The 18,250-nt window shown below is 43.3% G+C and carries 17 protein-coding genes and 1 pseudogene; 7 read left to right on the forward strand and 11 right to left on the reverse strand.

What is annotated here, in order from left to right; all coding sequences use genetic code 11:
* Positions 1-51 precede the first annotated feature (51 nt).
* Positions 52-2,127, forward strand: a complete 2,076-nt coding sequence (gene helD / locus LNL84_RS09415) for a DNA helicase IV (RefSeq protein WP_244356987.1) — start codon at positions 52-54, stop codon at positions 2,125-2,127.
* A gap of 27 nt (positions 2,128-2,154) precedes the next feature.
* On the opposite strand, the pseudogene LNL84_RS09420 reads toward helD, so the two are convergent.
* Positions 2,155-2,382 (reverse strand): annotated as a pseudogene (locus LNL84_RS09420) (methyl-accepting chemotaxis protein); the annotation flags it as partial.
* A gap of 129 nt (positions 2,383-2,511) precedes the next feature.
* On the opposite strand from LNL84_RS09420, the gene LNL84_RS09425 reads away from it, so the two are divergent.
* Positions 2,512-3,108 (forward strand): beta-phosphoglucomutase family hydrolase, encoded by a 597-nt coding sequence (locus LNL84_RS09425; protein WP_244356988.1) that lies wholly within the window; start codon positions 2,512-2,514, stop codon positions 3,106-3,108.
* Positions 3,109-3,139: 31 nt separating this feature from the next.
* Here the strand turns inward: LNL84_RS09425 and bamJ are convergent, their stop codons facing one another.
* Both bamJ and LNL84_RS09435 read right to left on the reverse strand, forming a co-directional pair.
* Entirely contained in the window at positions 3,140-3,613 is a 474-nt protein-coding gene (gene bamJ, locus LNL84_RS09430; protein WP_244356989.1) for a BamJ family beta-barrel-assembly machinery protein, read from the reverse strand.
* A 14-nt stretch (positions 3,614-3,627) separates the two neighbouring features.
* Positions 3,628-4,251, reverse strand: a complete 624-nt coding sequence (locus LNL84_RS09435; RefSeq protein ID WP_244356990.1) for a thioredoxin domain-containing protein — start codon at positions 4,249-4,251, stop codon at positions 3,628-3,630.
* A gap of 167 nt (positions 4,252-4,418) precedes the next feature.
* Here LNL84_RS09435 and LNL84_RS09440 point away from each other — a divergent pair, with 167 nt between their 5' ends.
* Positions 4,419-5,039 carry an OmpA family protein gene (locus LNL84_RS09440; RefSeq protein ID WP_244356991.1) on the forward strand — a complete coding sequence of 207 codons (621 nt, stop codon included), beginning with the start codon at positions 4,419-4,421 and terminating at the stop codon, positions 5,037-5,039.
* Positions 5,040-5,143: 104 nt separating this feature from the next.
* Here LNL84_RS09440 and LNL84_RS09445 read toward each other — a convergent pair whose 3' ends face one another.
* The 3 genes from LNL84_RS09445 to LNL84_RS09455 all read right to left on the reverse strand — a co-directional run bounded on the left by LNL84_RS09445 (position 5,144) and on the right by LNL84_RS09455 (position 8,942).
* The gene (locus LNL84_RS09445; protein ID WP_244356992.1) at positions 5,144-6,892 is read right to left on the reverse strand and encodes a formate--tetrahydrofolate ligase; all 1,749 of its coding nucleotides are present in this window, start codon (positions 6,890-6,892) and stop codon (positions 5,144-5,146) included.
* A 173-nt stretch (positions 6,893-7,065) separates the two neighbouring features.
* Complete coding sequence (locus tag LNL84_RS09450; RefSeq protein ID WP_244356993.1) at positions 7,066-8,370, reverse strand: inosine/guanosine kinase; 1,305 nt, start codon at positions 8,368-8,370, stop codon at positions 7,066-7,068.
* A 104-nt stretch (positions 8,371-8,474) separates the two neighbouring features.
* Positions 8,475-8,942: a CreA family protein gene (locus LNL84_RS09455; protein WP_244356994.1), complete on the reverse strand. Its 468-nt coding sequence runs from the start codon at positions 8,940-8,942 to the stop codon at positions 8,475-8,477.
* A gap of 75 nt (positions 8,943-9,017) precedes the next feature.
* On the opposite strand from LNL84_RS09455, the gene LNL84_RS09460 reads away from it, so the two are divergent.
* Both LNL84_RS09460 and LNL84_RS09465 read left to right on the forward strand, forming a co-directional pair.
* Complete coding sequence (locus LNL84_RS09460; protein WP_244356995.1) at positions 9,018-9,536, forward strand: hypothetical protein; 519 nt, start codon at positions 9,018-9,020, stop codon at positions 9,534-9,536.
* A gap of 120 nt (positions 9,537-9,656) precedes the next feature.
* Positions 9,657-10,349 carry an HAD-IA family hydrolase gene (locus LNL84_RS09465; RefSeq protein WP_244356996.1) on the forward strand — a complete coding sequence of 231 codons (693 nt, stop codon included), beginning with the start codon at positions 9,657-9,659 and terminating at the stop codon, positions 10,347-10,349.
* Positions 10,350-10,715: 366 nt separating this feature from the next.
* Here the strand turns inward: LNL84_RS09465 and LNL84_RS09470 are convergent, their stop codons facing one another.
* On the reverse strand, positions 10,716-12,152 hold the full coding sequence (locus tag LNL84_RS09470; RefSeq protein WP_244356997.1) for a methyl-accepting chemotaxis protein: 1,437 nt from the start codon (positions 12,150-12,152) through the stop codon (positions 10,716-10,718).
* A 195-nt stretch (positions 12,153-12,347) separates the two neighbouring features.
* A complete protein-coding gene (locus LNL84_RS09475; protein ID WP_244356998.1) occupies positions 12,348-13,580 on the reverse strand; it encodes an aromatic amino acid transport family protein in 1,233 nt (410 codons plus the stop codon).
* 533 nt (positions 13,581-14,113) lie between these two features.
* Between LNL84_RS09475 and LNL84_RS09480 the strand changes: the two genes are divergently transcribed.
* Both LNL84_RS09480 and LNL84_RS09485 read left to right on the forward strand, forming a co-directional pair.
* Positions 14,114-14,701, forward strand: a complete 588-nt coding sequence (locus LNL84_RS09480) for an acyl carrier protein phosphodiesterase (protein ID WP_244356999.1) — start codon at positions 14,114-14,116, stop codon at positions 14,699-14,701.
* A gap of 71 nt (positions 14,702-14,772) precedes the next feature.
* Complete coding sequence (locus LNL84_RS09485) at positions 14,773-16,050, forward strand: DEAD/DEAH box helicase (RefSeq protein WP_244357000.1); 1,278 nt, start codon at positions 14,773-14,775, stop codon at positions 16,048-16,050.
* Positions 16,051-16,062: 12 nt separating this feature from the next.
* Here LNL84_RS09485 and LNL84_RS09490 read toward each other — a convergent pair whose 3' ends face one another.
* The 3 genes from LNL84_RS09490 to LNL84_RS09500 form a co-directional block, all read right to left on the reverse strand.
* Complete coding sequence (locus LNL84_RS09490) at positions 16,063-16,329, reverse strand: c-type cytochrome (RefSeq protein WP_244357138.1); 267 nt, start codon at positions 16,327-16,329, stop codon at positions 16,063-16,065.
* 162 nt (positions 16,330-16,491) lie between these two features.
* Positions 16,492-17,496 carry a low-specificity L-threonine aldolase gene (gene ltaE / locus LNL84_RS09495; protein WP_244357001.1) on the reverse strand — a complete coding sequence of 335 codons (1,005 nt, stop codon included), beginning with the start codon at positions 17,494-17,496 and terminating at the stop codon, positions 16,492-16,494.
* Positions 17,497-17,504: 8 nt separating this feature from the next.
* Positions 17,505-18,023 (reverse strand): NUDIX hydrolase, encoded by a 519-nt coding sequence (locus tag LNL84_RS09500; RefSeq protein WP_244357002.1) that lies wholly within the window; start codon positions 18,021-18,023, stop codon positions 17,505-17,507.
* Positions 18,024-18,250: the final 227 nt, after the last annotated feature.

An 18,250-nucleotide genomic window follows, 5' to 3' on the forward strand; every position in this document is an offset into this window, starting at 1 on the left:
AGAAGATAAAGTAGACTGATTCCACACTCAATAATTAAGGATTATTCTTTTATGCAATTATGTGCGAGCGAACTTGCTCAGTTATTTACCCAGCATGAATATCGTTCAATTTGCATTGATGAAGAAACCTTAGAGTTAGCGTCAGCAAACTCGGTTGTTAGGATCCCCTTTAGTATTTGGAATGGGAAAATAGCCGTGAAACGTGGCTTAGTTTGGTCTGAACTTAGGGTGCTTAGTCACGAAGAAGAGGGCAGACAGACAGTTTGGGTGGTTCAAGGTCTGCCATGGCCAGAAGCTAAGCGATTCGCTAGGCAAGCGGTGCATTGTTACCAACTTTGGCATACAGAGCAATGCACCTTGTTAAAGACTTTCCTCCCTAAGTGGGAAGAGGATTTGCATAGGCTGATTCAATTACCTAGATATTTACCTTATTCAAAGGTTCAGGCATGGCGTCAATTGGTCGAAAAGCAATTCACGGATATGAGTATGTCTCTATGTGAGGCAAAAAGACGCATGCCAGATAGAATTGAAGCATTAATTCCTTGGATTGATAATCCCGCTAGAACGTTAGAACAAAGAAATCATCAATGGGTGTCACGAGAAAGAGAGAATTGGCAAGTGCTTTTCTCTCAATCAGAGTCCTCCCCTCTTAACTTATCGCAGCAGAATGCAGTATTGCTAAACAATGACCACAACCTAGTATTGGCAGGGGCGGGAAGTGGCAAAACCAGTGTTTTGATTACGCGTGTGTCTTATTTAATCCAAAGTCATCTAGCTCAGCCAGAAGAGATATTAATGCTTGCATTTGGTCGAGATGCAGCCGCTGAAATGCGCGCTCGATTAGAAAGCAAATTTGGGCAAGTAGCAGAAAAAATACAAGTATTAACCTTCCATCAGCTTGGCTTGAATGTGCTGCGCGACGTTTCAAAAGATCCTATCGTTATCTCGCCACTAGCCACAGAAGAGCGTTTAAAAACCGCTTGGTGTATTGATTGGTTAAAACGTCATTGGATGACTCCCACCAACTTCAAACGCTGGCAAAAACATTTATCAAAATGGCCCATAGCGTATTTAAAAGGCGATGATGAACTGGGTAGTCAAACAGAGAACCCGAAACTAATCGCCTGGTTAGAAAAGCAACTTGACCAACTTATTTCAAGTTCAATGAGCAAAAAAGACATTCAAGAGCTGATCGTCGGTGAACAGGATTATTCGCGCCTCAATAGTGAATTGATGTTGACGTGGCCATGTTATCAAGCGTGGCAAAAGCAACTTAAAGAGCAAAAGCACGTTGACTTTACAACCATGATTCAACAGGCGACCAAGTATATTAAGAACAATCGATTTAAAGGCGGCTGGAAGTTTATCATGGTCGATGAGTATCAGGATATTTCCCCAGATCGTTTAGCGTTGGTTCAGTCTTTATGCGAACAGTGCAAACTAGAAGAAACACCGACGTTGTTTGCGGTAGGCGACGATTGGCAATCTATCTATCAATTTACAGGTTCAAATGTCGATCTAACGACCCGTTTTGATCGCCGTTTCCCCAATGCTGTCGTTCATAACTTAGAGACTACCTATCGATTCAACAGCCAGCTGGCACAGGTTGCTAACGACTTTATTCAAAAGAACCCAAATCAATTAGAGAAAGTCTTAGACAGTTATAAAGAGGTAAAACAAAAGTCAGTTATTGTTGAACCTATGGGTAACCTAGAAAAGTGCTTAGACGAACTGAACCGTAAAACAACGAAAGCGGTGAGTGTATTGATTTTGGGGCGAAATCATTACCATTGCCCCGAGCTAATTTCTGATTGGTGCCAACGTTTTGGCCAGTTACAAATCAGCTTTATGACCTGTCATGGTAGTAAAGGAAAAGAAGCAGACTACGTGTTTATCGTTCATGTCGATGAAGGGCAATTTCCAGGTCAAAAGAAAAACATCCACCTAAGTGACGCCTTAACAAAAACCACCGATACATTCCCATACGCTGAGGAACGTCGGTTATTTTATGTCGCATTGACCAGAGCAAAAAGAAAAGCTTGGGTGATGTACTCAACTACTCCATCAGAGTTTGTAAAAGAAATGATGGAGCACCCAAGAGTGCTCCAAAAAAAAGAAGCCAGTTAATACTGGCTTCAACAACAACTGAGCTTGCTATTCGCTAATTCGGTAAATGGATACCGCCAGTTGCATTTGCTTTGCTTGCGAAGAGACTTTATCAACTTCATTTAAACACGTCTCTGCACCTGACATGTTTTTATTAGAGAGGTCGTTGAGCTCAGTGATTGACTCGCTGACTTGATTCATCACAATACCTTGCTCTTCGATAGCCGAAGCTATGCGCTCTGAATTTGCCTGGATTTCTTCCATATCCTCTAAAATGCTGTGAAGAGCTGCATGGAAGAATCAAGCCTCCCTTTACCTTGAGCATTACAGCTTTCAAACTAAAAAATCACGAGTCAACCCAATACCGGGTATAATATGTGCTTCACTCTCGATAGGAGATAACCATTGTTAGAGCTTTCGCGGTACCAGGCCATTATTTTTGATATGGATGGAACATTACTTGATACCATGCCAAACCATGTAGAGGCTTGGCAAAAGACAGCAGAATATTTTGATTTTCCGTTCGACAAGGAATGGCTGCATTCTCTTGGCGGAATGCCTAGCCCCAAGATAGCGCACGAAGTCTCTAAGCGTTATGCAATAGAGCTAGATTGCTTAGCGGTTTCAAAGCGCAAAATGGCGTTTTTTGCACAGCTTTCTGCGCAAGCGAACCCTATTGCTGTCACTTTCGATGTATTTAAGCGGTATACGGGAATCAAACCAATGGCGATTGGTACTGGTAGTCAGCGGCTGTCGGCGATGGACTTATTAAAGAAAGCCGGGATCGTCGATGATTTCCAGGCGATAGTCACTGCGAATGAAGTCGATAATCACAAACCTTTTCCAGATACCTTTTTGAAAGCAGCGGCGCTTATGGCTGTAAAACCTGAGTCTTGTGTGGTGTTTGAAGATACGCAACTTGGATTGAGAGCGGCACATGCAGCGGGAATGGACTGTTATTTGGTAACGAATAATGAGCTGAAATTTCACCCAGTAAGTTAAAGAAAAAGGTCGCCGAAGCGACCTTTTTGTCTTATTCAATACCGATAAGTTCGACATCGAAAATGAGGACAGATGAGGGTGGGATCGGCCCTGAAGCACTTTTACCATAACCTAATGGGCTAGGGACGTATAAACGAATTTTGTCACCAACAACCATATATTGAAGACCTTCTTGCCATCCTTTAATAACCTGAGTAACACCAAAAGTGATCGGTTGGTTGCGTTCCACAGAGCTATCAAATACGGTGCCATCAATCAACGTTCCATGGTAGTGAACTTTGACGCGGTTGTTAGGTGTTGGTTTTACCTCGCCGTTCCCAGAGTGAAGAACTTCATATTGAAGACCCGACTCAGTGGTAATGACGCCTTCACGTTGACCATTTTCTGTTAAAAACGCTTGCCCTTTAGCAAAGTTTTCATCGCTCAATTTGTGATTATTCCAAGTACGATAAATCAAAAATCCAGCTAGGATAACGACAATGAGTGGGAACAGAACTTTAGACACTGTTTATCTCCGTATTATTTATTTTTTAGGTAGTTAATTGTTTTGGCAATATCGTCAACATTGTCGTGTCCAGGAAGGAGCACCTGATATTTGCCGTTAATGATAAAAGTCGGTACAGAATCGATTTGCGCATCAACAGAAACAGACTCAGCCGTTTTCATATAGCCAAACAACGCTTTTTGTTGCTGATCGTTCAAATCGTATGGGCTTGTCATAGCGTTTTCAAGAAATAGAGCATCAAGCTGGTTTTTTTTATCTGCACCGCTCAGCTCATGGTTTTGCATGAGTTCGAACAACTTAACTTTCATTACTGGGGGCACAGCGCCGTCATCAGACTGCATTGCCGCCGCGTAGAAAATCATGGCGCTGATTTGAGCACTCTCATTAAAGGTGACATGAACTTTGCCAATTTTATCATTAATAAGACTTTCGATATTAGGAAGTACAGATTCTAAGTTACGGCAGTGACCACACCCAAGAGAAAATACTTCAACAACTGGTGGAAGCTTGTGTGTACTAAGGTTTACCGTCAGAGTTTTGTATTGTTTGCCTTCGATTGGCTCATTTGACTCGCTGCATGCTGAAAGAGTGATAACGGCAATAAGAACAGTTAAAACAGAAAAAAGTTTTTTAAGCATTTTAATCAATAGGGTGGATGAAGTAGGGTTTGAGTGTAACGTTTTACTATGAATGAGTACAAGTACTCTCTTACGCTTACGGTTGTCACAGATAACTAAAACGGACTAAAGTTTTCCTTGATTGTTCCGATATAAATATTAGTCGTGATTTATGTGGAGAGAGTTAGATGTTTATCCAAAGGTTAGTGTTTGCGGTTGTTGTTCTCGCCTTGGCTGGATGCAGCTCAAACTCCTCGGTTTCAACGGGGGTTTTCGGGTCTATGCTGGAAACAGCTCCTCGTTCAGAATCTGATGTTTTATATCCTGAATGGGGAGATACCGTTAGTGACACTGCTCGTGTAGAAGGTCCTCATGGCCAATATCGAACTCGTTCCTACGATTCACTGGAGTCTTACCTACTCGCCAATGGGTTGGATTACGAGTTATTGCCGGGTGATTACGTGATGATCCGCCTAAAGCACAAAATTCACTTTAATACAGCCTCGTCCAAAGTCTCTTCTCAGTCGGCGCAATGGCTTAGCCAATTGGGATACTTCTTATCCAAGCAAGAAGGTATTGATGTGGTGATTGGTGGTCATACCGATAACACTGGAAATGTAAAACTTAACGACTCTCTGTCAGAAAAACGAGCTAAAAGGGTTAAACAGGCATTGGTTCAAACTCAGGTACCGAGTCAAACTATCTACACCAGAGGGTATGGAGAGTGGGTGCCAGCGTGCACCAATAAAACTCACTTTGGCAAAGCGTGTAATCGACGAGTTGAATTAATGCTGATTGTTGAAAAGTAGATAAAAGAATGAACAAGACATAAGTAAGGCGACCATTGGTCGCCTTACTAGTATTTAGCTTTCGATAGCCGTTTAGCTCAAGAACAACTTAGCTCAAGAGCAACTTAGCTCAAGCCCACAATATTACCGTCGTCATCTAAATCAAGTGCCATGAAAGCCGGTATATCAGGTAAACCTGGCATGGTCATAACGTTGCCACACAAGGCATAGATGAATCCAGCACCTGCACATAAGCGTAGCTCTCTAATATTGACCTCAAAACCTTTAGGAGCACCTTTTACGCTGCCGTCCGTAGAGATAGAAAGTGGTGTTTTGGCGAGGCAGACAGCAAGGTGGTTTAAACCATGCTTTTCATATAGCTTAAGCTGCTTTTGAGCTTGATAAGACAAGGTGACATTTGCCGCGCCATACCCCACTTCTGTCACAGCCATCAGCTTTTCTTCAATGGACTGGTCAAGGGAATACAATGGTTTGAAACAACTTGGTAACTGACAAGCTTCTATGACCTGCTTTCCAAGTTCCATTGCACCTTCACCGCCTTTGGCAAAACTTTCGCTTATTGCAACGCCACACGGCAACTCCAATTCGTTAACCCATTGTTGTAATAGCTCAAGTTCTTGCTGTGAATCTTGGGGGAAGCGATTGATAGCGACAACTGCTGGTACACCGTATTTGGCCACATTATTAATGTGCCACTTTAGGTTTTCAAAGCCTGCCAATAGCGCGTCGTTATCTGGCTCGAAAAGGCTGTCAGGTATGGCGGCTCCAGGTTTCAAATCGTAGAGACCTGAATTGACCTTTAGGCCGCGCAAAGTTGCCACAATAACAGCACAGTCTGGTTTAGTATCTGTGGCAGAGGCTTTAATGTTACAAGCTTTTTCAAAGCCCATATCAGAACCAAATCCACCTTCAGTGACTGTGTAGTCGCAGAGTTTTGTTGCAATACTGTCAGCAATAATCGATGAATTACCATGAGCGATGTTGGCAAAAGGTCCGGCATGAATAAGCGTCGGTACGCCTTCAAGAGTTTGCATCATAGTTGGCTCGATAGCCTCTTTCATGCTAACAGCCATTGCACCAGCAACTTGAAGATCTTCAGTGGTAATCGGCAATCCGTTTAAACCATAAGCGAGTACAATTTTTCCAATGCGCTGCCTTAGGTCCTTAAGGTCTTTGGACAACGCAAGGATGGCCATCAACTCAGAAGCGGCAGAGATATCAAAACCATCCTCACGTTCGTAGCCGTTAATCGTCTTATTTGGCTCATTTTGACCAACGGAAACCATACGGAGAGCGCGATCATTGTGATCCATAACACGCTTCCATACGACTTGTTGATTGTCGATTCTTAGCGCCTTTAATCCAGTGCGTTTTTCAAAGGCATCATAACCTTGACGTTGTTCGTGATAGATCCTTGCGTCGATAGCAGCAGCGGCAAGATTATGCGCAGCGGTAACGGCGTGGATATCGCCAGTTAAGTGCAGGTTTAGCTCTTCCATCGGAGCGACTTGTGAAAAACCACCCCCCGCCGCGCCGCCTTTAACTCCGAAAATCGGACCCATTGACGGTTGGCGAATACACGCCATAACGGATTGGTTGAGTTTTTTGAGGCCCTGAGAAAGCCCGATGGTGGTCACTGTTTTCCCTTCACCCAATGGAGTCGGAGTAATGGCCGTCACGACAATAAGTTTGCCACTTTTTTGATCTCTTAAGCGCTCAATGGCTTTCAGGCTAATCTTGGCTTTGTACTTTCCTTGAGGGTGATACTCTTCGTTTAGGAGGCCGGCATCACGTGCTATGTGCGTGATAGGTTGTAGATAAGTGGCACGACAAATTTCTATATCGGATAGCATTAAACAGCCCTTATTGCCATGGAAGTAGTAAGGTAATCGTTTGCGTCGAGATAATACTAGTTAAATCCACTTTGTAAAGTTAAAAGTGTGGTTATCTTTACTGTTGATGTGTTAGCTGTCAATAGGCAGTTATCGTTGATAAAAAAAGAAGACCATTTGGTCCTCTTTTCATGTTATCTATCCCAGTAAGTTTCTTCTAAGCTCTCTTCGCGTTCTGGTAGCGCTCTAGAAAGCCTAGGGGAATGCTGGGTCAAGACTTCGTAGCTAACGCGGTTTGCATATTTACATATTTGTGATAGCGACGAGTAAGTCAGGCAAGGTAAATCGTGTTTATCCGAAAGTGGTACGTTTTTGTGGTGGAAAGCATTCGCTGCCATATCATGAAGTAATGCTGACAGTGCACCATCACCAGCGCCATTAGTATTTTTGATTTCAAGCGGGCCGCCCAAGTAAGGACCAATGTGTGAATATACTTTGATTGGTTCGTTACAGTCAGCTTTGCGCATGGAGCGGCTAAATTCATATTGATTGAAATTGCCGATATTGCCGGATAACAGGTCGTGAGTGGTTTCACGTAACGCAACGTTATCGCAATAACCTGCCATGTATAGACCTTCAGGCCCTGCTGTACACAGAACGAGATCAACCCACTCTAATGCTTTATCGGCAGCCAGAATTGGGTCACTTTCCCCTGTTAAGGCTTGACCTTCTTCTTCGTTCATAGCAACAACAGTAATGTTGTCTTTTATGTAATTTTGCCAAAAAGATTCGTTACCTTCGATTACCCATTTGGTGCCAAGGGTGAGCACGACCGGAACGCCTTTTTGTTTGGCAATGTCAACAGCGCGAGCTACGGCCTTTGGCATTGGATCTTCGGGCTGTCCGCGCATCAGGTAAGATGAAACAACAAGGGCTGCCGCTTTATCAAATACGGTCTCTGGAATGCTTTCAGGAAACAGCTTGTTCATGTCACCTTCATTGATCGCAAACGTACGTTCGCCATCTTCGGTGATCAGCGTATAACAGCGGCCGATTGGACCATCTACAGTTTGAAGATGGTTAAGGTTCATTCTAGAAGAGGTTCGGCATAAGTATCGATAGCCGTATGAACCAACTTCGATGTTTTTCGACATAACACCCAATAGGACAGATTTGCTGTCTGCGAGTACTGAGTAGTTATGAAGCGTATTGCCAACGGTATCCCCAGGGAATTGGTGGCTGATAAGTTGCTTTTCAACAAGCTCTTTATAGAGCGCATCAGCTTTACTTTCCTCTAAAACCAGTGAGTGTCCTTTACTCAAAGAATGGCGATCTAAGAAGTCGTCATCTACACGCGCTTCAATGTCGACAATCGTTTGACCTACGCCGACGATGGTGGGTCTATGGAGTCTAGGCAGAGATCGCGCTTGGTGAAGCACTGGATCTTTGGTGCTAGTGGGGAAATAGTGTTTCGATTTACGTTGACCGGGAAATTTCATGACTAGGACTAAGGGATGAAAATTTCCCGCATAATATCACAATATTTGAAGTGAGCTTTCATTTTATTACATAAAAATGAAAGCTCGTTTAAACTCCAATGACACTACGGTTGGGTTGACACACTGTATGCTTGTGTTCCCCACAATGGCACAGTCGAAAGGCTATGCTTAAAGCTTCCTGATGTTTCCTTTGTAGAATAGGATAGGTACATTAGTGTTTGGTTATCCGGATCATAGATACGACGAACTTTCATCGATTTAAAGAAAACGCTTTTTGATTTTTTGAATACCACTTCGCCCGATTTTGACTTGTCAACCTGAGCGATCATCTCGGGGGTAATTTCGCCAGTTTGACGACAGGATATTGAACTATCGCTGGGATCTGAAAAACTTAAGTCGGCTTCAATACTGGCAATGTGGCAGGTGACACCAGTGACGATTGGATCAGTAAGGGTGTTGAGTTTAATGTCTTTTAATGTAAACATGCCAAGTGAAACATCTCCCACTTCCTTATCTCCACAGGCACTGACTGAAAGTGCGATAACAGGGACAATCAAGAGCTTTTTCAACATATGTCGCGAATCCTTTTTTAGGCGAATTATCTATACAATAACTAAGCTTTAGACAAAGATCGAACAGGAATTACTATGAATGACGCCGGATGGGCTCTATTCGAAAGAAAAAACAAGTGGCTGGCTCAACAAGTCGAAGTGAAATTTCCAACTGCAGAGAGCTTAAAGGGAAAGGCTCTTTATGAATCATCTCTGAGTCAAGCGTATATCGAGAAGTATTCTCTGGGTGATCTTGGTGATGCTGCAACGCTGGTTGAGGATTGGTATTTAGTCGATTTTCATCGATTGACCATTATGTTTGCTATGCTTCAGTCTGAACGCTGGCCTATCGAAGAGCATCAGCAACTGATCGTCGAATTTCTGACTCAAATTATCTTAGAACCGGCTCATCAGCTCTATCTGGGTTTTTGCGAAAACACGCCCTGCGCTGCTGCGATAATATCATCACAAGACAACGATGTTTTACTGTCTGACATTGTGTTGTCCAATAAGTCCAAGCTCTTGCCTCAATGTAATGAGAATGATGTTATCAACTCTTTGCTGAGTCATTTGGCACTGCCTGATAATTCGACGATATGGGTGGAAAAACGGTGACCACCTCGTAAGTTTTGATCATTTACCATCGTTAATTCGTTAAATTCCCACTTGTGTCTACTAACGTTATGCAAGAGTGCTCTATATTCCAATTTCATAAGTGAAATAGTGTTAGTGAGTATGGGTTTGATTAATTGCGTAATTTTTGATTGTGACGGCACTCTAATTGACAGTGAAAAGCTATGTTGCAGAGCGGTTGTTAATACCTTCAAACAGGTCGGAATCGAATTAGAGTTTGATGAGGTTCAGAGGCAGTTTGTGGGTGGAAAAGTGGCTGACATACTCAGTCACTATAAGTCATTCTCAGGCTGTCAGGTCTCTCTAGATATGTTAGAGCCAATCTATCGAAATGAAACGGCACATTTATTCGCCCATTACCTAAAACCAATGCCAGGTGCTTCGTCGTTACTAGATTCGTTGACGAAACAGGGTATAGAGTATGCGTTGGTAACAAACGGTCCGACCTCCAAAACAGAATCTTTACTTTCTATGGTCGGGCTACTGGATAAATTTAGAGGAAAAATTGTTTCTGCCTTTGATGCGAATAGTTGGAAGCCAGAGCCTGATTTACTCAAGTACGCGATAATGATCTTAGGATTTGTTCCCGACGAATGTATTTATGTTGATGACACCAAAAAAGGTGTCGAAATGGGACTTAACGTTGGTATTAGAACGGTACATTTTACGCTAAACAAAGAGATACCAGAGAGTGAGTTGTGTGTGGTCTGTAGTTCACTCGATGATGTAGGGCACTATATTAGTGAAGTAAGTGCTCGTTGTGGGGGCGTTTTACTGAATGAAAGCGAAGAGTAAGCTCAAAGGCAATGAATTTTGAGTACTCACTGGTATGGAAACCACACGCACAACATAAGAACGTTTCGCCATCATCAGAGAGAAGATATTCATGATCGTCACATTCTGGGCATGAGGGTGTGGCCTCGACAGTTGATTTCTTACTTGTCATTAAAAGATCCTATGCTCGGATTGTATTGAGTATTCACTCATCAGTTGATAATGATAGCGTTTTTGTCGGACTTCGGTTTGTAAAAAGGTTGATACAAAAGTCTTAATGCGACTCAACTCTAACTATTGCCGACTATTTCGAATGGCTCGCCCACTAACGCCAACGAATTAAAACAAAAAAGCAGCGGTAGGCGTCCGCTGCTGCCTTTTCTGACATTAGAGTTTGTAGCGACTCAACACTTCCCCTAGACTACGAGTCGCGTTGGCGATATTGGTGACACCTTGTTCACTGTTTTGGGCCGCATCTCGTATAGCAGAAGACTGACCACGAATGTCACTTAATTCAGCGGCAATACTATTAGCAACAGCGCTTTGTTCGTTTGCAGATGTTGAAATGTGAATGCTCATTTCTTTGACGGCTCTAGAAGACTCAGAGATTGCGTTGACGTTCTGACCAATTTGAGAAATTAATTGGCTGCTTGACTCGGCTTGGAGAACCGTCTGTTCGGTAATCGATGCAATACTTTTACTTTCTGATTGCAATCCTTCGATCATCGCTTGGATTTCAACGGTAGCGGCTTGTGTCCTGCTAGCGAGCGTTCTCACTTCGTCTGCAACTACCGCAAAACCACGTCCTTGTTCTCCAGCGCGCGCCGCTTCGATCGCTGCGTTAAGAGCAAGTAGGTTAGTTTGTTCAGAAATTGCGTTTATGGTGGTAATCACCTCATTAATTTGAGTCGCATTTTCGTTGAGTGTTGCGACAGAACTTGATGCTTGTTCGATGTAATCTGAGAGTTCTCGTATCTGCCCAATGGCTTGCTTAACGCCCAGATAACTGGTTTCTACCTGTTTGCTATCGTCTTCGACTTTTTGAGTTGATTGATTAGAAATACTCGATACTTCTTGCGCTGATGCCGTCATTTCTTCCATCGCAGTTGCAACCGAATCTAAAGAAGAATCTTGACGACCAATTTGTGCGGTACTCTGCGCAATTTCTTGTTGAAAGGAGATCGAGGTCTCTTCAAGCGTCGTAGCGGATGTTTTAACAACAGAGATAAGCTCTGTCAGAGTGTCCATTGCATCATCAAGCGCGCAGCCAATGGTTCCAAACTCATCACGACCAGCCACAAAATTTAGACGTGAAGACAAATCGCCTTCAGCAATTTTCTTTGTCGTATTGAAGAGTGTCCAAAGAGCGCCACCGAGAAATGTTGCTAGCCAATAACAAAACACTGCAAAAGGAAGGACCCATAAAGAGGTCAGTAGCAGAGTCTTTAGTGCCCGAGCTTTCAGTTCGTTGATACTGGCGGAGAAATCTGACGATAACCGGTATGTTCGGCCATTAGTTGCTTTAGTACTAACAACGACTTGGCCATCATTAATGAGGTTGGTATTGCTTTGCGATTCAGAAACACCAAACTTCTTTAAAGTAGCATAGTTGTTTGTCGACTGGGCAAGTTCTAAAAAGGCATTGAGTCGAGTTTGAGATTGTGTGATTGCATTACGCTCTATGGCGTTGATTTCGGAATGATATCGGCCAACGGCAGATGTGGATAAGGCCAGCACAAATAGGATAAATAACACCCAGACTTTGTCGCTGATCGACATCTTTATAAAGATACTGTCGATAGTCCTAAATTTAACTTCTCTCATAGACTCTCCATTTTTACTACGGTGGCAATCTGATATCGCAATGAATGTTTAAAAGCTTGAGCATCGATGAGTGATGCTCAATGGCTCTAGCAACCTCTTTGAGCTGCTCTACTTGTGACCGTAGTATCGACTGAAAGTGAAACTATTTGAGATGATTTCACCAATTGCGTGACTTGGGTCACGCAATTGTCCTAATTAGCCTAGGGAGGGAAGGAAATTGAATGTGATAAGTAATTGAGCTGTAACGATTAATCCACCTAGAGTAAAAGTAGTAACCAATGCGGTTGTACCGCCCTTTACTTGGTAGTACTGGCCTTCTAAGTGCTGCTTGCGAACTTTTCTCACCATGATCGTAGGTAAAAAAACGGCAAGTACGGCTAAAGCGATAGCAGCGTACCCTAAAGCCATAATAAATCCTTGTGGGTAAAAAAGTGCGAAGCACAGCGGCGGAATGAAGGTGATTAAAGCAGCAACCACGCGAGTTGAAAACGACAGGCTGACTTCTGAGTCTTCATTTAGAGTACTTTTTCGTTTAGTAAGGTCTTTAAGAAATTCAAATAAGCCAAGACTGACACCTAGAAATGATGTCACAAGTGCTAGGTCAGCAAAAACCCCTATAACATTACTGAGGTGTTGTTTGTGTACAGTGTTACTCAACAATGAGATCAAAGAAGATAAACCAGCACTGTCAATCATGTGCTGTTGTGGCACGACTCCCAGAGTGACAATTTGCCAAAGGACATAGATTCCCAATGGGATACTTGACCCAATGATGATGGCTTTTCGTAATGAACGGGTATCACCGTCAAGGTAGTTAACAATCGCTGGGATACTCCCATGAAATCCAAATGAAGTAAAAATCACTGGGATAGAAGCGACAATCAAGCCTTGTTGAATCGGCATGCTGAGTAAGTTTGGTTGGGAAACACTAGGAGCTAGTACAAACAATACCGATGCCATGGCTAATAGCTTCACGGTGAATAACACGCGGTTGAGCTTATCTACGGCGTGTGTGCCTATGGTGACAGTAAGCGCAATAACAACGGTAAACAGCGTCGTGCCCCACGCTTGATCTAGCTTAATATTAGCAAGGCTTTCTAATCGCTCCGTAAATTGGCCACCACCACCGGCAATGTAGGCAGCGCACAGCGCGTAAAACAGAAACAGCATTGCGATACTTGCGATCCATTTTCCTTTGGTTCCAAGGATTTGAGTCGCGATAGTATGAAGTGTCGCTTTAGGTGAAGCGTGTTGGTGTAATTCAATCATTAATAGCGCGGTATAGGCCATCATGGCCCATAGTGCGATCATGATGGTAAGAGAGGGGATAAAACCAATGCCAGCAGAGGCTAGAGGAAGTGCCAGCATACCTGCACCGATGGTGGTACCAGCGATGATCAAAGTGCTACCAATAACTTTAGAATTCATATGTATAACTTACTTTACAACTTGAGTGGTAACCTTTACTTACTAGCAAAGAATCTTGGTGTATTGATGTCTTTGTAGAGTTAAAGGCTAATTATTTGCTAATTATGCAGTGGATAACTTCGTCTGGCAATTGATTTGTAAACTTTAATGTAATACGGTGTTTATTAAAGTTTACGGTTTTAATTTTGGATTGCGGACAGTGAAGACGCAAACGTTTAACAATGATGTTGTGCTAATTTTGGCAACAAAAAGATAGGGGTGACGTTGAGTCTCATATACAGTTACTGTTTAAATATCGTGCATGAAAAATATGTTTTTACAAACCAGAAGGATAGGTTATGGATAAGCGAAATGATGATGAAATGCTAGAGTGGTTAGATGCAATGGAGATCGGCTTTGATCTTTCCGATTATAGTGAGCAGCTTGACTACATTGAAGAACAATAGGCGGCTGACTAGAAAGGTACGTTAGAGCAATCGTTAAATAGCCAGTATACTCTTACCATACAGTCTTACTTGTGGTCTTTAGCCTGAATGAATTTTCTTGCCCATCTGCATATTGCCGAGCATTGTCAAAGTGACCTACTGGGAAACTTGCTCGGGGATTTCGTAAAAGGTAACCCATACGACAAATATCCACACGATGTTGCTAGTGGGATCTTAATGCATCGCTTTGTCGACAGTTATACCGACTCACATGATGTCATGCGGCATTGCAAAAGTCAGTTTGCATCTGAGCGTCGTCGCTATGCATTTATCGCACTTGATATGTTTTGGGACCACTGTTTAGCAGATTCGTGGCAGCACTACCATGATAAAGAACTCGCTGAATTTTGCCACTTAGCTAAGACTCGTGTCCAACAGAGTTCGGTTGAGGTCCCTCAACGCTTTCAACTGGTCAGTGAAAAAATGTGGCAACAGCATTGGTTAGAGTCCTATAGGGACTTTGATACTGTGCTCTATGCTCTAGAAAGAATGTCGACACGCAGTTTAAGAATGGCTCCGTTAGCGACTTGCGCTGTTGACCTTAAAAAGCACTATTCTTGTTTTTATGACCTATTTGCCCAATTCTATCCAGAACTACTCCATGCGGCTTCGTCATATAGCCCCAAGGACAAGTAGCGGATAACGGTATCCCTGTTTGTTGCTTTTCTGCTAAACTCTGCGACCTGTTTTATTCCTGAGTCTTAGTAATGTCAGAAAATACCCCCCACTCATTTCAACAATTTGGTTTTGATGAGCAAATCCTAAAAAATATAGAGCAACTTGGTTATACGACGCCAACGCCAGTTCAGACATTAGCGATTCCGCCGATCATGGCACAAAGTGATGTATTGGCAGGAGCTCAAACCGGGACGGGGAAAACAGCGGCCTTTGGTTTACCGATTGTTCAGAAATTACTGAGCTCTCCTTTAGCACGCAACGAGCAAACTAAGCATGTGAGATGTTTGGTGCTAACACCGACTAGAGAATTGGCACAGCAGGTTTTCGACAGTTTGACTGGTATTGCCAAAGAGACAGGTGTCAAAGTCGATGTTGCTTATGGCGGTACTAGTATGAATGTGCAAACTCGCAATCTAAGAGGCGGAACAGATATTCTTGTTGCGACGCCGGGTCGACTTCTAGACCATTTGTTTGTCGGTAATATCGCGCTTAATAAATGCGAGTTTTTGGTGTTTGATGAGGCTGACCGTATGCTTGATATGGGATTCATGCCTGACATTAAACGCATACTTAAACGAGTTAGTGACAATCGCCAAACCATGTTGTTTTCAGCGACGTTTGAACCCCGTATTAAAAAAATGGCTTATGCGATCATGAATGAGCCTAAAGAAGTTCAGGCTTCGCCTCAAAACTCATCGGCAGATACAGTAAAGCAGATTATTTACCCTGTAGATAAGAAGCGAAAGAGCCAACTGCTTGCTTATCTTATTGGCTCAAGAAACTGGCAACAAGTACTTGTGTTTACCAAAACAAAGCAGGGCAGTGATGCACTAGCAAAAGAGCTAAAGTTAGACGGGATTAAAGCGGCCTCTATAAATGGGGATAAAAGCCAGGGTGCGAGGCAAAAAGCACTGGATGACTTTAAAACGGGCAAAGTACGCGCTCTTATCGCAACCGACGTTGCTGCTCGTGGCTTAGATATCCAACAGCTCGAACAGGTTGTCAATTACGAGATGCCTTTCAAGGCCGAAGACTATGTACATCGAATCGGACGTACGGGCAGAGCTGGTCATTCGGGGCTTGCTGTGTCATTGATGAGCCATGATGAACACTATCTTTTAGAGGCAATAGAACGTTTATTAGATACGCGACTTCCTCAGGAGTGGCTCGCGGGCTTTGAACCGAGTGCAATTTCTGAAATAGAGCCAGACAAAGCACCTGGAAGGCAAAGTCGTTCGTCAGAGAAGCGAAGAATGAAAGCGAAGATGAAAATTCACGCCCAGCGTGGTCAAAGGCGCTCTCGCTAATGCAAATAGTGGCTATTTGCTAAGCTCTGAGTAAAACGCAGCGACGTCTCTCATATCGTCATCGTTGAGATTCTGAAGCTGAGCACGCATCATTTCTGCAAGGGGACCAATACGGTCTCCTTTTTTATACGCCTGCATCGAATTGAACAAGTAGCCCGTATCCTGGCCATTTAAAATTGGATAATGATCTTGTGTATCTTCTGAGTTAACAGTGTGGCAAAAGACACAACTCGGTGCTTTCATCTTTCCAAGCTCGGCGTTACCAATTCCAGTTGCCATTGATTGCGGAGCTGTTAGGGATAGTAAAAAAAACAGCGCTGTATATTTGATGGTCGCTCGCATCTCGTTCGCCCAATTGCAATTAAAGAAACAACATAAAGCTTCCCCTTAGGGGAAGCTCAAGCAATCGTGTTGTGTTTTTGCGATGCCGGTCAAATCAATCTACAAAAAAGTTTTGAGCCTGCTTATAAAGCGATCAATGTCTGACTTGGTGATGTCTTTGTGCGTAACAAATCGCATTGAGTTATTGGAAGGCATAGTGATGCCTTCTTTTGCTAATTGGTTTGAGATGTGTGCAATATCGATATCGTCGTTGGCCGACGCGAAAACGATATTGGTATGGACTTGCTCAATAACAACGCTAAAACCAGGTAACTGAGCTAGCTGATTCGCAAGATGCTCTGCATTGTCATGATCCACTGCCAACTGTGATACTTGTTCGGTGAGTGCCAGTTTACCCGCTGCAGCCAAAATGCCCGCTTGACGCATTCCACCACCGACCATTTTGCGTAAACGGCGTGCTTTAGCAATATACTCACGTGAACCTAACAACAATGAGCCGACAGGCGCTGCGAGGCCTTTTGAAAGACAAATGGTCATCGAGTCGAAATAGTTAGCTATTTCCTTTACATCAACGTTGAGGGCAACCGCGGCATTATAAACTCTTGCGCCATCGAGATGCAGGGATAAACCATGTTCATCAACAAACTGGCGTGCTTGTGCGAGATAGTTCATTGGTAACACTTTACCGCCAATTGTATTTTCCAGACTCAGTAATCGAGTACGAGCAAAATGACAGTCGTCCTCTTTAATGGCTGCTTTTAATTTGGCAAAGTCGATTGTGCCATCTGGATTATTTTCTATCGGCTGCGGTTGGATCGAGCCGAGCACTGCCGCGCCACCCGCCTCATATTTGTAATTGTGCGCCTGTTGACCACAAAGATATTCGTCACCACGTTCACAGTGAGCCATTAAGCCTAATAAGTTGGCTTGCGTGCCCGATGTGGTGAACAAAGCGTCTTCAAATCCGTGTCGCTCTGCGGCCCAGACCTCTAAATCGTTGACTGTCGGATCATCTCCGTAAACGTCATCACCCACAATGGCAGTGGCCATTGCTTCTCTCATCGCTTGGGTTGGTTGGGTCACGGTGTCAGAACGAAAATCCATATAAACTCCTATATATATCCGCACAGTTTGGCTTTGCTCAAGCACGCAATTGTTTTGGCGTCGCTGATGTTGCCGTCAATAATTTGTTGTTCTAGTTCATTGCGTGACATTGTCACTACTTCTATGATTTCATCTTCGTCACAGTCTAACTGCTGGTTTGTTGTTAGTTGTTTAGCGATAAAGAGATGTTGTATCTCATCACAAAAACCCGCTAACGGGGTAACCTGGCCAAGTGAAATAAACTCTTTGGCTTGAAATCCAGTTTCCTCAATAAGCTCTCTTTGTGCACAAGACATCGGAGACTCGTTGGGCTCAATGGTGCCGGCAGGCAACTCGATAAGCCACTTTTGTAAAGAAGGGCGAAACTGATTAATCAAGACGATATTACCATTGGGATCGATTGGTAATATGACGGCTGCGCCGGGATGCTGGATCGTGGTGTGACAAATGGACTTTCCGTTTGGAAGTGTGATGTCTTGCTCGGTTAAAGCGATATTTTTCCATTGGTGTATCTGTCGTGATGACATTGGGCTTTCCTTAATCAAGCGCATGCTGGCAATAGCGTTGCGCTGTTATCGCTTTATTCTGTAGTAATGCTTATAGGCCTGTTGGTGCTATCGCGGTATTAACCTTTACTACAACAGGCTATTGTTCACATATGACCACAAAGCCTTTCGAAAGTCACTGTCTAAAGTGTCTGCCGCATGATTTCGAAAATGAAATCTCTGTTTGTTCTACTTTTTCTCAATGGAGA

This window comes from Vibrio gelatinilyticus (assembly GCF_022836845.1).
In the GTDB taxonomy this organism is placed as follows: domain Bacteria; phylum Pseudomonadota; class Gammaproteobacteria; order Enterobacterales; family Vibrionaceae; genus Vibrio; species Vibrio gelatinilyticus.

What these genes read in the sequence shown, in the direction of transcription:
- LNL84_RS09485 (WP_244357000.1), top strand. Translation starts at nt 14,773, where the DNA reads ATGTCAGAAAATACCCCCCACTCATTTCAACAATTTGGTTTTGATGAG.
- LNL84_RS09490 (WP_244357138.1), bottom strand. Translation starts at nt 16,329, where the DNA reads ATGGCAACTGGAATTGGTAACGCCGAGCTTGGAAAGATGAAAGCACCG.
- LNL84_RS09450 (WP_244356993.1), bottom strand. Translation starts at nt 8,370, where the DNA reads ATGAAATTTCCCGGTCAACGTAAATCGAAACACTATTTCCCCACTAGC.
- helD (WP_244356987.1), top strand. Translation starts at nt 52, where the DNA reads ATGCAATTATGTGCGAGCGAACTTGCTCAGTTATTTACCCAGCATGAA.
- ltaE (WP_244357001.1), bottom strand. Translation starts at nt 17,496, where the DNA reads ATGGATTTTCGTTCTGACACCGTGACCCAACCAACCCAAGCGATGAGA.
- LNL84_RS09480 (WP_244356999.1), top strand. Translation starts at nt 14,114, where the DNA reads ATGAATTTTCTTGCCCATCTGCATATTGCCGAGCATTGTCAAAGTGAC.
- LNL84_RS09455 (WP_244356994.1), bottom strand. Translation starts at nt 8,942, where the DNA reads ATGTTGAAAAAGCTCTTGATTGTCCCTGTTATCGCACTTTCAGTCAGT.
- LNL84_RS09435 (WP_244356990.1), bottom strand. Translation starts at nt 4,251, where the DNA reads ATGCTTAAAAAACTTTTTTCTGTTTTAACTGTTCTTATTGCCGTTATC.
- LNL84_RS09440 (WP_244356991.1), top strand. Translation starts at nt 4,419, where the DNA reads ATGTTTATCCAAAGGTTAGTGTTTGCGGTTGTTGTTCTCGCCTTGGCT.
- LNL84_RS09465 (WP_244356996.1), top strand. Translation starts at nt 9,657, where the DNA reads ATGGGTTTGATTAATTGCGTAATTTTTGATTGTGACGGCACTCTAATT.
- LNL84_RS09470 (WP_244356997.1), bottom strand. Translation starts at nt 12,152, where the DNA reads ATGAGAGAAGTTAAATTTAGGACTATCGACAGTATCTTTATAAAGATG.
- LNL84_RS09460 (WP_244356995.1), top strand. Translation starts at nt 9,018, where the DNA reads ATGAATGACGCCGGATGGGCTCTATTCGAAAGAAAAAACAAGTGGCTG.
- LNL84_RS09500 (WP_244357002.1), bottom strand. Translation starts at nt 18,023, where the DNA reads ATGTCATCACGACAGATACACCAATGGAAAAATATCGCTTTAACCGAG.
- LNL84_RS09445 (WP_244356992.1), bottom strand. Translation starts at nt 6,892, where the DNA reads ATGCTATCCGATATAGAAATTTGTCGTGCCACTTATCTACAACCTATC.
- LNL84_RS09475 (WP_244356998.1), bottom strand. Translation starts at nt 13,580, where the DNA reads ATGAATTCTAAAGTTATTGGTAGCACTTTGATCATCGCTGGTACCACC.